This window comes from Chitinophaga sp. RCC_12, from assembly GCF_041360695.1.
In the GTDB taxonomy this organism is placed as follows: domain Bacteria; phylum Bacteroidota; class Bacteroidia; order Chitinophagales; family Chitinophagaceae; genus Chitinophaga.
Map to the genome: position 1 here is coordinate 994,954 of NZ_JBFUPS010000002.1, position 16,127 is coordinate 1,011,080.

The window sequence follows — 16,127 nt, forward strand, 5'->3', positions numbered from 1 at the left end:
TAGTGATATGAAGATTTCTCCTGCTAAGGAAAATATTCTGAAGAGAGTACGGAATGCGTTAAGTCAGTCAGTACAGTTGCCCTTCCCGAATTCGGAGGGCAACTCGTCTGTTTTCAGAACAGAGAATGAGAGCCTGGAATTAAAGTTTGCAGAAGAATTCACCCGGTTACAGGGAAAGTTTGTTTACTGTACAGGAAAAGGTGAGTTGATGGAAAGCCTTCGTGCGCTTTGTGAACACAAAGAATGGCACAATGTGTTTTGCCAGACACCTGCCCTGCTGAAAACAATCCACCAACAGGATTTACCTGTACTCAACCAGGGTACCATGCATGAAGCAGATGCCGCCATCACGGATTGTGAATACCTGGTAGCCCGCACCGGAACATTGGTGCTGAGTTCCGCACAACCCAGTGGCAGGGCATTACCGGTATATGCGCCTGTGCATATCGTGGTAGCCTACACGCACCAATTGGTATTTGACCTGAAGGATGCGCTTAATAAGCTGAAAGATAAATACGGTAACGATATCCCATCAGCCATATCTTTTGCAACAGGGCCCAGTCGTACCGCAGATATCGAGAAAACACTGGTGGTAGGGATTCATGGTCCCAAAGAAGTATACGTATTTTTAGTAGACGAATAAATAAATGGCTTTTAGTCTTTAGCTGTTAACTTTCAGTACCGGAGCGATGTATCGCTTCTTCCACTGAAGGCTAACCGTTAAAAGCTAAAAGCTTCATAATTTTAAGAATGGATATTGCATTACCGGTCAATAAGAAAATATATTTTGCCTCAGATTTTCATCTTGGCGCTCCCAATCCTGCCGCCAGCAGGGAGCGTGAAAAGCTGCTCCTGCAATGGCTGGAGCAGGTGGAACCTGATGCGCAGCATATTTTCCTGGTAGGTGATATTTTTGATTTCTGGTTTGAATACAAGCATGTGATCCCCAAAGGATATACCCGCATTTTGGGAAAGCTGGCCGCGCTAAGCGACAAAGGAATCGGTATTTCTATTTTTATTGGTAACCATGATATGTGGATGGACGGGTATTTTGAGGAAGAGCTGAACATCCCGGTTTACTATGAGCCGCAAACCTATACCATTGGCAATAAACGGTTTTATATCGGTCATGGTGATGGCTTAGGCCCGGGTGATCATGGTTATAAGATGCTGAAAAAAGTATTCAGGAACCCGTTTTGCCGGTGGATGTTTTCTGCTATCCACCCGGCCTGGGGCATTGCCCTTGCCAATTATTTCAGCCGCAAAAGCCGCTCTGCTACCGGGCAGGAGCTGGAGCATTTCCTGGGAACGGAAAATGAGTGGCTGGCCATTTACAGTAAAGAAATACTGCAAAAAGAACATTTCGATTATTTCATCTACGGACACCGGCATCTCCCCCTTGATATTCCATTACCCGGCGACAGCAGGTATATCAACCTGGGTGACTGGCTGAATTATTTTTCCTACGCTGTTTTTGATGGGAATACGGTGGATCTGAAATTCTTCACCGAAGAGGGCGCAAAGGCCGCCAGGCTGGGCCAGCAGATCAGGCATCCAGGATCTCGTGTAAAATAGGCGGGGAATGCATCTCTTTAAAATCAGGTAAGTGCAGCCGGAAAAACTCCAGGTACGCATACAGTAATTTTCTTCTTCTTTCTTTATTCATCGTAATCGCCGCCAGGTGCTCTACTGCCGTGCATTGAAACAGCTGGTCTGTTAATTCGCTGCTCTGTGTATCAAGGTGATTGGCATGATGTGGTGGCAGATCGGAAAAGGTACCTTCCTGTAAATCCAGGTAAGGGGTGTATTCAGAAAATCTTCCATTGAGCCGGAAACCCAGGTGCTCTCCCATTTTCAGCGTAAAGTACAAAGGCAGGTTTGCCACCACCGGCAGGCCGGAGACGTCCAGCAGTTGCAGGATATTTTCTGTAAAGAAATAGAGATCGGTTTGTTGCTCCGGTTGCTTCAGGCATTTCTGGAGGAGCTCTATCATGTAAAGGGCTACCGTATTTTTTACCACATTAAGGTGTACGAAGTTGTACAGATATCCCAGTTTGTATTCGGAAATGCGTTGAAGGTTTTTGATTTCGTTGTGATATACCACCAGTTCCAGGATATTACCTGGCTGCAGCAGGTTTCCTTTGGCAGCTTTGGGTTTAGAAGAACGGGCGCCGTTTACAATATACGATTGCACCCCGAAGAGTTCAGTAAATATACTCACGATCAGGCTGGTGTCGCCATACTTTACCGTGCGTAATACGATGCCGCGTGTTTTGTGAAGCAATTTTTCCTGGCTTTTGCTGTTAGCATTTAGTGAAAGAAACCGGGATGCAAGTTACACAAACGAAGGGATTGAACGGCTAAAAGCTAAAACCTAACAGCTGGCAGCTAAAAGGAGTCAGCTCATCGCTGCCTGTTAACAGCTAATAGCTATTTTAATTACCTTTACGCCCATTACTAAAAAGGAAATCCTTATGTGGCAACGTTTAGCAGGCTTTGTGCTAAAATATCGATTATTGCTTCTTGTTCTACTGCTTGCCGGTACCGGCGTGATGGGTTATTTTGCCAGTAAGGTACAAATGTCATACGACTACGTGGCCACCATACCCCATGATAACCCTAAATTTCTTGAGTACCAGGATTTTAAGAAGAGATTTGGCGGAGATGGTAATGTGCTGATGCTTGCCGTACAAACAGATAAATTTTTCCAGGCAGATTTTTTCAAGGACTATGTTCAGCTGAACAAGGACATGAAGAATGTTTTTGCTGTGGAGAATATTATGAGTGTGCCGATGGCCATCAACCTGGTGAAGAACGACAGCACACAGAAGCTGGAGGCTAATTTACTTTTCCAGGGGGATCTTACCAACCAGGTGGTGATTGACAGCTTATCCCGTGTTTTCCACACCCTTCTCTTTTACAAGGGCCTGCTATACAACCCGGATACCCATGCTTACCTCATGGCTATTTATGTAAACAAGGATGTGTTTAATTCCCCGAAACGTACTGCAGTAGTAAATGAAATTACGAAGCTGGCCAATGCCTTCCAGGAAAAGCAGCATACGGAAGTACGCCTGAGTGGCCTGCCGCTTATTCGTACAGCCATGGCCGTTAAGGTAGCGGATGAGCTGAAGCTGTTCCTGAAAATCTCTTTCGTGTTAACTGCTTTAATCCTGTTCCTGTTTTTCCGTTCATTTGGCGCGGTACTGATGTCCATGATTGTAGTGGCTATCGGTGTAATCTGGTCGGTGGCTACCATCGTACTGATGGGATATAAAATTACATTACTTACCGGGCTTATACCTTCACTGATAGTGGTGATAGGGATTCCCAACTGTGTATATTTCCTGAGTAAATACCATACAGAATACGCCAAGGATGCCAATAAAACACGGGCTTTGGTGCATATGATACAGCGGATGGGGATAGTGACCCTGTTTACCAATCTTACAGCTGCTATTGGTTTTGGGGTGTTCTGTTTCACAAACAGTGCCATCCTGAAAGAGTTTGGTGTAGTAGCAGGGTTGAATATCATGTTCATCTTCCTGATCTCTTTTATTTTCCTGCCCTCTGTTTTAAGTTATTTACCTGCGCCCAAGAGCAAGCATACCACTTACCTGGATAACCGGTTCTTTGGGGCGATACTTGATTTCCTGACCACACTGGTGTTTAAATACCGCCCATGGGTGTACGGAGTAAGTTTGGTGCTGGTGATAGCGGCCATCGTGGGAATGGGGCGTTTGCAGTCTGTGGGCTATATGCTGGACGATATTCCGCATACCGATAAATTGTATACGGATCTGAAATTCCTGGAAACGAATTTCAAAGGGGTAATGCCACTGGAAATTGCGGTGGATACGAAAAAGAAGAATGGTGTAATAAACCTGCAGACACTGAATAAGCTGGATGAACTGACGCAGCTGATTGCTGCGCAGCCTGATTTTGGCCGTCCGTTGTCAGTAGTAGAGGGGATTAAATTTGCCAAGCAGGCATATTATAATGGGGACAGCTCCAACTTTGCGGTACCCAATCAGTTTGATCTGGGCTTCCTGGCGCCTTACCTGCGCATGAAGGGCGGGAATACTGCCGGACCCGCTTCTACTTTCTCCAAACTGGTTTCTTCTTTTATGGACAGCACCAGGCAGGTGGCCAGGCTGAGTGTAAATATGAAAGATGTAGGATCGCAGAAGCTGCCGTTGTTGCTGGATTCATTGCAGCCGCAGGTAACTGCTATTTTTGATACGGCGCATTACAAAGTAACTTTTACCGGTACCAGCGTGATTTTCCAGGAAGGTACCCGCTTCATTATTAACGGGCTGATGGAGAGTATTATCCTGGCTTTTGTGTTGATTATGCTTTGTATGCTGTACCTGTTCCGTTCCTGGAGGATGCTGATCATATCATTGATCCCGAACGTGATTCCATTGGTGGTTACCGCCGGTGTGATGGGATGGGTAGGTGTTCCCTTGAAACCATCTACGGTATTGGTGTTTAGTGTAGCGCTCGGTATAGCCATCGACGTTACCATCCGTTTCCTGGTTAATTTTAAGCAGGAGTTGCCACGGCATGATTTTGACATCAGCGCTACGGTGAAGCAAACGATCCATGAAACCGGGCTGAGTATTATTTATACCTCTGCTATCCTGTTTGCCGGTTTTATGATTTTCAGTTTCTCAGGATTTGGTGGTACAAAGGCATTGGGATGGCTTACTTCCCTGACCCTGGTGGTGGCAATGGTTACGAATCTGACTATTTTGCCGGCTTTACTGTTGTGGATGGAAAAGGCGTTGTTGAAGAAAGCGAAGAAGAAAGAGCTGTGGAAGCCGTTGGACGAGGAAGAGGACATTGACATAAAGGAGCTGGGGATCAGCGATCAGGAATAGTTTATAAAGACAATCATATGAGCCACCGGGGCAAGCAGGGCATGTTTTTTCATGCTGCTGGTTGCCCCGGTGGCTTTTTAGTGCCGGCAAACTGCAGTGGATGCTAAATATTTAGCTAAAATGGACAAAAAAAGAAGCTGAAATGATCTAGTGGACAGCATTCACATACACTTATAGCCGCTTGTAAAAAAAGGGATGGGATTATAATGAAAAAGTATGAGGTTTAGTACGCCATTCTAACCACATAGTTCATGAAAAATAAGTACTTAAAGGGCGCTCATTTATCCGAGCGCAAATTTAAGGAGATCCTGCGGCTGTTTGCCGATGATCTTACTGCGACCCAGATAGCGAATATCAGCGGTGTAAGCAGGGTAACTATTAACAGCTACCTGAAGAAGCTACGACACCAGATTGCGCGATACTGTGAAACGCAGCATCCTGTGCCTGTTCCCGTGTTAACGTATGAACCCCGGCAAAGTGACCTTAATTCCGACCACGACAGCGACACGCTGGTGGCGGTAAAACCGGAAGTAGACCGGATTGTTAAGCCCGTAATCTTCGGCATCTGCAGATCCTCAGACAGGTTACACACCGAAATTCTTCCAGACGTAAGTCGGTCTATGATTCATGCGGCTACCCGCGGTCGTTCCGTATTGGAAACGCAGGTGGCTACAGAACGTTTGCGCCGGTTCAACGGGTTGGTAGATTTGGGTCAGTACCGTTTATACAGGCTGGGTCAGACTTCTGATACGCATCAGATGGATGATGTAGATGCTTTCTGGGGACTAACCAAGCACCGCCTGGCTAAGTTCAAGGGGCTGAACCGGAATACTGCCTATTTGCATTTGAAAGAGTGTGAATACCGCTTTAATCATCGTAATGATGATCTCTTTACGGTATTGCTGGAGTTGTTAAAAACATATCCGCTTACCCTTTCCTGATAAAAAATATTCGCCCCGCATTTATGCGGGGCAACTTTAATCTCGATTTAGATTTTGGTTGATGAGCACAGGCGGTATTCTTGCCGCTTGTTTATTTTTATGCCTTTACAAATAATTTGCAATAATTATATGTTAATGAGGTGTTAAAAAGATGTTATCCAAACGTTATCGGGAACTTTCCAAGCTTAACTTTTTGTTAAGAATTATTATATTTGGGGCTGGTTGAAAATTTGCTAAGGAAACTGCTTATGAGGAAGAAGTTGACTGCTTCTGCTGTTTATTCATTGAATAAATCGCAAGAGAACTGCTCAATTGTTTAATTTGGTCAATATCACTGTACCGTTATACCTGCTCCAGCTTTAAGTATCCAATTACAATTTCACCAAACTGCTTATTTAACGGGAACCAATTGAATTAAGGCGTATGGGCCTTGATAATGATGATTATTTTTTAAGGTTAAGGAAACAAAATCATGCTTATGAGGAAAGTATTATTTCTCCTCTTGTCCGTGCTATTTCTGGGCGGGCAAGTCTATGCGCAAAGCCGCACAGTAACAGGGAGAGTCACTGATGCCACAGATGGCTCAGCTATTCCGGGTGCCAACATCCAGATTAAGGGCACCGCAAAAGGAACCGTCACCAATCCGGAAGGGGCTTACACTATCCAGGTAGATGCTAATGCCACATTGATTGTATCATTTATCGGGTATGAGGCAAAAGAAGTACCGGTGGGTACTGCTGCCACATTGAACGTAAAACTGAAAACAGATTCCAAAAGTCTGGATGAAGTAGTGGTAACGGGTTACACGATGGAGAAGAAGATCAACTCCACCATCGCCGCATCCAGTATCAATGGTGCAAAGATCAACAACGTAGCCTTGCCTGATGTAAACCAGATGCTCCAGGGTAATGCGCCTGGCGTTGCCGTATCAACTAACTCCGGTCAGCCTGGCGCGAAAACAGAGGTACGTATCCGTGGTATCGGCTCCATTTCAGCGAGCAACAGCCCACTGTATGTACTGGATGGGGTAATCATTTCCTCCGGCGATTTTACCCAGAATACTCCTTCCCAGGATGTAATTGCAAACCTGAACCCTGCCGACATTGAAAATGTGACTATCCTGAAAGATGCGTCTGCAACTGCATTGTACGGTTCCCGCGGTTCTAACGGTGTGGTAGTTATTACCACCAAAACCGGGAAGAAAGGCCAGAGCAGGATTAATTTCAATGCCAAGTATGGTTTCCAGGATCTGTCGCACGGGATTGACATGATGAATTCCACTGAGCTGCTGGCTTATCAGCGCGAGGCGATGAAGAATGCGACCAAGAAAGATGGCACGCCGCTTTTCACTGCAGAACAGATCCTGGCTAATCGTCCGAACAGCCTGGCAAATATCAATACCAACTGGATAGACGAGGCCTTCCGTACCGGTAAAACCCAATCCTATGGTATCAACGCAGGCGGTGGAAATGAAAAGACACAGTTCTATGCTTCCGGCGATTATTTCAAGCAGCAGGGTATCCTGATCGGCTCCGACTTCAGCCGGTACAGTGGCCGTTTGAACGTGGATCATAAGTTCAATGAGAAATTTGACCTGAGCGTAAAGGTGAACGGCAGCTATACAGATCAGAGAAGTGCAAGCGCAGGTAACACCTACTCCTCACCATTGATGGGTGCGCTGGCAAATTCTCCGTTTATCCCTTCCCGTGATGAGAACGGAAATCCCTATAACGGATATACTGCCGGACAGCCAGGCACCACTTCCTGGGCTGGTTTCGCAGATATCCCTTCCTCCTACCGCCCGGTTTTACGTGGAGGTAACTTCGTGAGCACGGTGAACAGTAACTACAACAGGAGCAATAATACCCAAACAGTTTTTAATGCTGCATTGGGCTACAACATTATTGACGGGTTGCGTTTCGTAGTGAAAGGTAATGCTGAGTTGACCAACATCCGTGAAAAGCAATGGACATCTCCGGACTCCTACGATGGACGTAACTATGGTGGTTACCTGTATAACGTGAATACCAACATGGCGTTGTATACTACCCAGCAATTGCTGACTTATAATTTCAACCTGGGTAAAGACCATAGTATCCGCTTACTGGCAGGTAATGAATACTCCTTCCAGAACCGTGTGTGGAACTATAGTGCAAAGAATGGTTTCCCTAATGGCCAGGCACAGGTGCCGGACGCGGGTTCCCAATATTTCGACATGGCCGGTGATGAAACATCCTACGCTTTCCAGGGTTTACTCGCGAAAGCAGATTATGATTATAAATCAAAGTATTTCTTAAGCGGTAGTTTCAGAAGAGACGGTTCTTCCCGTTTCCCTAAAGACAACCGTTATGGTAACTTCTACTCGGTAGGTGCCGCATGGCGTATTACAGAAGAGGAATTTACTAAAAATATATCCTGGCTGAACGACCTGAAACTGCGTTCCAGCTATGGTATCATGGGTAACGCAGAAGGTTTGGGCGATTATCCTTATCAACCGCTGTACAGCCTCGTGGGCGCTTATGATGGCGGATCAGTTGCTTATCTGAAGCAACCAGGCAACATGGCGCTGAGCTGGGAAAAACAAAACCTGTATGATGTGGGATTGGATATCAGTGTACTGAAAAAACGTTTATACGGTAGCGTAGGATATTACGACAAGCGCTCTTCCGCATTACTGATGCAGCTGCCATTATCTATGACCAGCGGTTTTGATGTAATGACGATGAACGTGGGTAAGATGCTGAACCAGGGTTTTGAAGTAACAGTGGGTGGTATCCCGGTGTCTACTAAAAACTTCCAGTGGACTTCAGATCTGAATTTTGCTACGCTGAAAAACAGGGTACTGTCACTGGGCGGCCAGCAATTTATCCCGGCAGGTTCCCGCCAGCGGATTGAAGTAGGTATGCCATTTGGCTCCTGGTACATGCCGGTTTGGGCGGGCGTTGATCCTGCTACCGGTGCTGCTACCTGGGAAGGCGCTGATGGAAAACCAACTTCCGATTATAATTCAGCAGTGAGAAAATATGTTGGCCAGGCGCTGCCTAAAATTACAGGCGGTTTCACCAATAAATTCTCTTACAAGGATTTCGACCTGTCTGTATTCATCACATTCAGCGCTGGAAATAAAGCGTACAACTATAACCGTTCCTTTCTGGAAAGCGATGGTAACAACACCACCGGAAACCAGGCAAAAGATGCAGGCAGCCACTGGGAAAAGCCAGGCGATATTGCTGACAGACCAAAAGTTATCTGGGGCAATGGCACCAACTCTAATGCTTCTTCTACCCGTTACCTGGAAGATATCTCCTATGTACGTTTGAGAAACCTTTCACTGGGTTACAATCTCCCAAAAAGCACTTTAAGCAGATTGAAAATGCAGGGATTAAGAGTGTATGCACAGGCAGAGAACTTATTTACGCTGACAGGATATAAAGGATGGGATCCGGATATGAGTACCAATCCGATTTCTCCGACCAGCACTGCGTCTCCGGCTACTACCAATGCAGGAACCGATTTTTACCGTTATCCTACTTCAAGAGTGATCACGTTTGGTATTAGTGTGGGACTGTAATGAAGTAACAACAAAAATTTAGTTTAATTATGAAATATTCAAAACTCTCCATATTAGCATTGGCTACGGCTGGTTTGTTTTCAGCTTGTTCCAAGCTGGATCAGAATCCGCAGTCATCATTGAATGAAGGTGATGCCGTAACTGAAGGGAATGCACGTATTCTTGCAAACGGAATGTACGAGCGTATGCAGGCGCTGGAATATTATGGCCGCGACTTCATGATCGTAACAGACCTGGGTGGCAATGATATGAAGATTACTTCGCAGAACTCCAACCGGTTTATTACAGAATTCCAATTGAACTACACACCGCTGCTGGCGCCACAAACAAATACCTTCCTGAATGCTTACAGGGTGGTAAACCAGGCGAATGTGCTGATTGATAAACTGCCTGAAACAGAAAAAACCGGTGCGATCCGCGGAGAAGCTTATTTTCTGCGTGCACTGGCTAATTTCGACCTGGCCAGAAGGTACACCAGACCATATACTAATGTAGGTGCAAAAGTAAATGAGCCTAACACAGGGATTACCCTGGTGACCAAAGCGGTGGATGCACCCGGTACATTCAAGCCAGGTCGTAGTACGCTGGCTGAAACTTACGCAGCTATTATCAGCGATCTGAAAGTGGCGCAGCAAACCGCTCCTGCCGGTAAATCTGAGAACAACAGTGCGAATGTGTTTAATGCTACGAAGGATGCAGCAACAGCATTGCTTAGCCGTGCTTACCTGTATAAGGGCGACTGGCAGCTGGCGATTAACGAAGCAGATAAGCTGATCGGTAAGTATCCTTTATATGAAGCGTCTGAAGTGGCGAAAGCATTTAATTTAGATGCAGCCGGTTCTGAGGAAATCTTTTCCCTGCGTTTTCTGACACCAGATGGCCGTGGCTCCGATAACTTCGGTTATATGTATGTGCCGGCTAAATTAGGTGGGTATGGAGATATCAGGCTTACAGATGGCTTTATGGAACTGTTGGATCCAAAAGATGCGCGTAATGCACTGGTGGAGAATCTTGATGGCAGTAACTACCTGATGAAATTTTCAGGTAATGAAGCTACCGGCCAGGTGGGTCTTGTAAACGTAAAGATCCTGAGAATAAGTGAGGTGTTGCTGAATCGTGCAGAAGCTTATGCCGAGCTGGGCAACCTGCAGAAGGCCACGGATGATGTGAATATGCTGAGAGCGAAACGCGGGCTGGATCCATTTACCGATGTTGCCAATATCAAAGGGGAGATTATTAAACAGAGAAGATTGGAACTGGTGGGCGAAGGTTTTGGTATGTCTGATCTGTTCCGTAAGAACGGGCAGCGTAATATCAAAGATGCTAATGCGCTGAGTACAAGGGTTACAGAAGCGAATGATTTTCGTGTAGCTTTCCCGATTCCGCAGGCCGAGATGGATGCAAATCCAAATATGGTGCAGAACCAGGGTTATTCCAATTAGTATTATTATATGATTTGAAAGGTGCCTTCAGCGAAGGCACCTTTTTTATTTAACCGGAGGCTACTGGATAAGAAGAAGCGGACCGGATACCTATTATTTATTTAAGGAGTACCTGGTGAGGCATTTTTTTAAATGAAAAGGCATATAGGGTAATTAATTATATATTATAATTAATATACTATTAGTTGAATGGTGATTCTCAGAGGAGGGTGGTTGCCGGATATATCGGGAACGGATATTTTAAAAAAAAGCCAGTTTTGCACTAGTATTTTTTAAATTTCCTATATTGCAGTAGAATTTAAACAATATTTAACAAATACGTATCAGAATCTAAAACAGAATCTAAAGAACAAAATCTTAATTAAGTTGGTGCTTGTGTTGATTTAACCGCCATTTCAATCTATACCGGAAACAGTTTCTGATATAGTTAGGAAGAGAACAGAGGAGAGAAACTGGAATTTGCTTTGAGAAAATACGAATAAGGAAGGATGGGTTATGAGGAAAACGATTTACGGAATAACCTTTGGCTAAATGAGTACAGCACTCCCATTTTTATTAGTTAACTGACAATATCTTTCAAATCTAAATTGCTTATGAAAAGAGGACTACTCTTATGGTTGCTCGTGGCCATCAGTGTTGTGCAAGCCTATGCACAAACAAAATTAATCAGCGGCAAGGTTACGGATGCTAAAGACGGCTCCGGACTCCCTGGTGTATCTGTCGGAATTAAAGGTACAGGTAAAGGTTCCCTAACCACCAACGATGGCTCTTACAAACTCGAAGCTCCTGCGGGTTCCGTGCTTGTTTTTTCTTTTATTGGGTATGCTTCCAAGGAAATTCCTGTTGGAGCCGAAGGCACTATCAATGTGGCTCTTGGCGCCGACAATAAAGATCTTAGCGAGGTAGTAGTTACCGCGCTGGGTATTAAACGTGAAAAACGCACCCTGGGTTATACTACGCAGGAAGTAAAAGGTGATGATATCGTGCAATCCAAGGAAGTAAACTTCCTGAATGGTATGCAGGGTAAAATTGCCGGTGTGCAAATCAGTAATACTTCTGGTATTCCCGGTGGTGGTACCCGTATCGTTATCCGTGGTGCGGCCTCTTTAACCGGAAATAACCAGCCACTTTTTGTAGTGGACGGTAACCCGATTGATAACAACCAGATTGGTGCAGGTGACACTGACGATGATCCGGTTCTGGCAGGGGGTACTACTCCCAACAGAGGTATTGATATTGATCCGAACATCATTGAATCAGTAAATATTCTCCGTGGCGCTTCTGCAACCGCATTGTATGGTTCCAGGGCAGCTGGTGGTGCGGTAATCATTACTACGAAAACCGGCGCTGGTTTAAAAGGTAAAGCTTTCAGCCTGACAGTAGGTTCCAGTGTGAACATTGACAAAGTGGTATTGCCTGAATTCCAGACCGGTTGGTCACAGGGTAACAACGGCGTATTCTTTGATGGAATAAACAATAAAACTTCCCGTTCCTGGGGTGCCAAAATGGATACCTTAAAAGTGGATGGCAAGCCAGCTGTTAACTATGATCCACGTGATGCTTTCTTTAAAACAGGTACTACCTGGGATAATAACATCAGCCTGAACGGATCTACTGAAAAGTCAAATTACCTGATGTCCTACTCTTCTTTAAGACAGGAAGGTGTGGCTCCCGGTACCGATTATTACCGTAACTCCTTTTACGCAAATTTCTCTACCCATCTTACTGATAAGTTAACTGCGACTACTGGTATCAGTTATATTGACTCACGTAACGACCGCTTGCTGGAAGGTAATGGTAGTGGTGGTACTTCTTACCTGGCTAACCTTTACAATGCGCCGGTAAGTTACAACCTGTTGCCATATGAGAACTCGGTAGATAAGTCACAGAATATGTATAAGGTTAGTGCTAATAACCCTTTCTGGACCGCGGCTAATACCGGCCTGCAACTGAATGTATCCCGCTTCATTCCTAACTTCAGCCTGGTATACAATCCACTGAATTGGTTAACATTAACGGAAAGAATAGGTGCGGATATTTATACAGATGAACGTGTATTTCATGAAGCAATCGGCTCCTTCGGTGGTTTCCCCAATGGTCGTATGTACAATGAAATCATTAACAACAAGCAAATTAACCACGATTTCTACGCTACTGCCAGGAAAGAATTTGATAAATTCGATCTGACTGTAATGGTGGGTAATAATATCATTTCTGAACATTATACCGACCAGTTTTCAAAAGGTGTAGGATTATCCGTACCTGGTTTCTATGATATTACCAGTGCGGAGTCTGTAACCTCCACCAAATCTTTCTACGATAGAAGAAGGGTGAGTGTTTACGGACAGGCAATCCTGGAATATAACCGCATGTTATCTTTAACGTTAACCGGTAGAAATGACTGGTCATCTTCCATGCCGGCTAAGAACAATTCCTACTTCTACCCTTCTGTGACTGGTGCATTTGTATTCTCCGAACTGGAAGGATTAAAAGACAGCAAAGTATTATCATTTGGTAAAGTGAGAGTAGCTTACACCGCCATTGGTAATGACGCACCTCCTTACAAGGTAGCAACGCCTTTCAATAAAACTGTAGTGGGTGATGGTCTTCGTGGCTCACTGGATCTTCCTTTCAACGGTGTAAATGGTTTCTCCAAGAATAACGTATTGGGTAATCCTGACCTGAAACCAGAGAAAATTAAAGAATTTGAAGTGGGTCTGGAAACAAAATGGTTGGACAACCGTATTGGTCTGGAAGCAAGTTACTATAACAAGGTTAGTACAGATCTGATATTCCAGACAGCAGTATCTGCTGGTTCTGGTTATACCCAGGCTGTAATCAATGCCGGTAAGATCACCAATAAAGGTCTGGAAGTAACTTTAAATGCCAATCCAATCAGATCAAAAGATTTCAACTGGAATATTTCTGCTAACTACTCCAGGAACAAAGCAATGATCAATGAGTTGACAGAGGGTGTAACTTCTATCCAGATAGGTGGTTTCACCACCCCAGGTATATACCTGGTGGCCGGTCAGCCTTATGGTACTATCAGAGGTTCACGTTACATGAGAAACGACCAGGGTAAACTGCTGATCGATGATGATGGTTATCCTACCCAGGAAGATGGAACTTCCTTTGATATTGGTAATACCCAGCCAAGATGGATTGGTGGTGTAACCAACAGCGTATCTTATAAAGGTATCAACCTGTCGTTTACTTTCGACGGCCGTTTTGGTGGTCAGGTGATCAACTTTGATGAATACTACATGACCTTCTACGGTACCAGTGGTCTTACCAGCAGCCGTGACGGATCAATGGTATATGACGGTGTAACTGCCGATGGTAAGCAAAATACCAAATCCATTAAAACTGATCAGGCTTACTGGCAGGCATGGGGTGATACTTATGAAAACCTGATCCAGGACGCAACCTTTGTAAAACTGAGAAATGTTACACTGGCCTATAATTTTAGTCCGAAGTTGTTAAAACGTACTCCATTTAAAGCAGCAGTATTTTCTGTTGCCGGTCGTAACCTGTGGATTTATACCCCACACTTTACCGGTTCAGATCCTGAATTGAGCACTTATGGAGCAGGTAGTAACTCCGGTGGTTTTTACCATTACGTTTCACCAAGCACCAGATCTTACAATGCAACTTTGAAGTTAACTTTCTAAACTGAGTAATGATGAACAAGAAGATAATTATATCCATTATAGCGGGAAGTGTAATGTTAGGGGGTTCAGGATGTAAAAAATTCCTGGATGTAAACGATGACCCGGCTGCAGCCACAAACGTAACTGATGCCCTGTTGGTAGGCGGCGCCGAATTAACTACTGCATTTAATATTGCGGGTGGTTATCCTGCCAGAACCGCCGCTTTCTGGACCCAACAACTGGGTTATGATCAACCCGCTCCGGAATGGGACACTTATAAAGTAACAGCGTCCGATGTGGATAATACCTGGTCTTTTGACCTGTATCCACAGATCCTGAATAACCTGAAGATCCTGCAGGACCAGGCTGCCACGGCAAGTCACCCGCATGCCGCCGGTATAGGAAAGGTATTAACGGCCTATAACATAGCTGTTGCTACCGACTTGTGGAATGCAGTACCTTATTCACAGGCATTTACAGGCTTTGGTAATTTAAAGCCAAAGTATGATACACAGGAAAGCATTTACACCAGCATCAATACTTTACTGGATGATGCTATCGCACTGTTTGCGCAAGAAGATGCTTCCGGATCAGTAGGCGATAAAGATCTGATATATGCTTCTGATCCTGAAAAATGGACCGCATTCGCTTATTTCCTGAAAGCACGTTTTGCTTTACGTTTAACATATGCACCTGGTAAAGTGGCCGCCACACAGGCACAGGCAGCTTTAACAGCATTGACAAAAGCTTTCCCTGATGAAAGTTATAATCCCGGCGTGAAATTCGAAAGCAAATCAGGAGCGCAGGCACCTTGGTCCCAGTTTACTGATAATGCTAAATGGGGTAGCGTAGCGGTATCATCTACTTTCCTTACGTTACTGCAATCAACAAATGACCCCAGATTACCAGTAATGGTTGATCCGGTTAAATTGGGCACTGGTTACAGGGGCAGGATAATAGGTGATGAACAAATTAACATTGATTCACTTTCAGCTGTAGGCCAATTCTTTGCTGCTCCTGATCAGTCAGTGTATTTGGCCACCTATGATGAGCAACTGTTCATTAAAGCGGAAGCTACTTTCCTGACTGCTGGTTTTGTAGCCGCTCAACCTGTGCTTAAAAGTGCAGTGGAAGCGCATATGAAAAGATGTGGTTTAAATCCTGCCAGTGCAGCGGTTCAGGCTTACATTACAGCTAAATGCACCCTCACTGCTGCTAACGCATACGAAGTGATCATGACACAGAAATATATCTCTAACTACCTGTCTCTTGAATCATTCAATGACTGGCGCAGAAGCAATTTCCCTAAGCTGACTGTTGTACAGAATGCTTATCAGGGTATTACAACTGTTCCACGCAGATGGGTGTATCCAGCATCTGAAAATGAAACCAATGCGCAACCAGAACAGCCTGCTAAAGTTACTGATCGCGTTTGGTGGGATACCAAACAATAATCAGTACTTCATTTAACTAATAATAAAAAGCGGTTGTCTCGAAAAGAGACAACCGCTTTTTTTATGCCTATTTTATTCTCCCCCTAAAATGTTATTTTTTACTTGAAAGGTTTACTTATATTTGCTCCCGTCATGAAAATTTTCATGAAGCCAAAATCGGGAATCAAGATTCATTTTAGCGTA

The 16,127-nt window shown here is 44.6% G+C and carries 9 protein-coding genes; 8 read left to right on the forward strand and 1 reads right to left on the reverse strand.

Features of this window, described 5'->3' with window-relative positions; translation table 11 throughout:
- Positions 1-7: 7 nt before the first annotated feature.
- Positions 8-643 (forward strand): lactate utilization protein C, encoded by a 636-nt coding sequence (locus AB6805_RS09420; protein WP_370909176.1) that lies wholly within the window; start codon positions 8-10, stop codon positions 641-643.
- Positions 644-750: 107 nt separating this feature from the next.
- Positions 751-1,575 carry a UDP-2,3-diacylglucosamine diphosphatase gene (locus AB6805_RS09425; RefSeq protein WP_370909177.1) on the forward strand — a complete coding sequence of 275 codons (825 nt, stop codon included), beginning with the start codon at positions 751-753 and terminating at the stop codon, positions 1,573-1,575.
- On the opposite strand, the gene recO is transcribed toward AB6805_RS09425, so the two are convergent.
- Positions 1,547-2,284 carry a DNA repair protein RecO gene (recO, locus tag AB6805_RS09430; RefSeq protein WP_370909178.1) on the reverse strand — a complete coding sequence of 246 codons (738 nt, stop codon included), beginning with the start codon at positions 2,282-2,284 and terminating at the stop codon, positions 1,547-1,549. The genes AB6805_RS09425 and recO overlap by 29 nt on opposite strands.
- A 232-nt stretch (positions 2,285-2,516) precedes the next feature.
- On the opposite strand from recO, the gene AB6805_RS09435 reads away from it, so the two are divergent.
- The 6 genes from AB6805_RS09435 (at position 2,517) to AB6805_RS09460 (ending at position 15,944) form a co-directional block, all read left to right on the forward strand.
- Positions 2,517-4,883, forward strand: coding sequence for an RND family transporter (locus tag AB6805_RS09435; RefSeq protein WP_370909179.1), 2,367 nt, complete (start codon positions 2,517-2,519; stop codon positions 4,881-4,883).
- Positions 4,884-5,134: 251 nt separating this feature from the next.
- Positions 5,135-5,824 carry a hypothetical protein gene (locus AB6805_RS09440; protein ID WP_370909180.1) on the forward strand — a complete coding sequence of 230 codons (690 nt, stop codon included), beginning with the start codon at positions 5,135-5,137 and terminating at the stop codon, positions 5,822-5,824.
- 478 nt (positions 5,825-6,302) lie between these two features.
- A complete protein-coding gene (locus AB6805_RS09445) occupies positions 6,303-9,395 on the forward strand; it encodes a SusC/RagA family TonB-linked outer membrane protein (protein WP_370909181.1) in 3,093 nt (1,030 codons plus the stop codon).
- Positions 9,396-9,424: 29 nt separating this feature from the next.
- On the forward strand, positions 9,425-10,837 hold the full coding sequence (locus AB6805_RS09450) for a RagB/SusD family nutrient uptake outer membrane protein (RefSeq protein WP_370909182.1): 1,413 nt from the start codon (positions 9,425-9,427) through the stop codon (positions 10,835-10,837).
- 593 nt (positions 10,838-11,430) lie between these two features.
- Positions 11,431-14,511, forward strand: a complete 3,081-nt coding sequence (locus AB6805_RS09455; protein WP_370909183.1) for a SusC/RagA family TonB-linked outer membrane protein — start codon at positions 11,431-11,433, stop codon at positions 14,509-14,511.
- An 11-nt stretch (positions 14,512-14,522) separates the two neighbouring features.
- Complete coding sequence (locus AB6805_RS09460; protein WP_370909184.1) at positions 14,523-15,944, forward strand: SusD/RagB family nutrient-binding outer membrane lipoprotein; 1,422 nt, start codon at positions 14,523-14,525, stop codon at positions 15,942-15,944.
- Positions 15,945-16,127: the final 183 nt, after the last annotated feature.

What these genes read in the sequence shown, in the direction of transcription:
- AB6805_RS09450 (WP_370909182.1), top strand. Translation starts at nt 9,425, where the DNA reads ATGAAATATTCAAAACTCTCCATATTAGCATTGGCTACGGCTGGTTTG.
- AB6805_RS09420 (WP_370909176.1), top strand. Translation starts at nt 8, where the DNA reads ATGAAGATTTCTCCTGCTAAGGAAAATATTCTGAAGAGAGTACGGAAT.
- AB6805_RS09455 (WP_370909183.1), top strand. Translation starts at nt 11,431, where the DNA reads ATGAAAAGAGGACTACTCTTATGGTTGCTCGTGGCCATCAGTGTTGTG.
- AB6805_RS09460 (WP_370909184.1), top strand. Translation starts at nt 14,523, where the DNA reads ATGAACAAGAAGATAATTATATCCATTATAGCGGGAAGTGTAATGTTA.
- AB6805_RS09440 (WP_370909180.1), top strand. Translation starts at nt 5,135, where the DNA reads ATGAAAAATAAGTACTTAAAGGGCGCTCATTTATCCGAGCGCAAATTT.
- AB6805_RS09425 (WP_370909177.1), top strand. Translation starts at nt 751, where the DNA reads ATGGATATTGCATTACCGGTCAATAAGAAAATATATTTTGCCTCAGAT.
- AB6805_RS09445 (WP_370909181.1), top strand. Translation starts at nt 6,303, where the DNA reads ATGAGGAAAGTATTATTTCTCCTCTTGTCCGTGCTATTTCTGGGCGGG.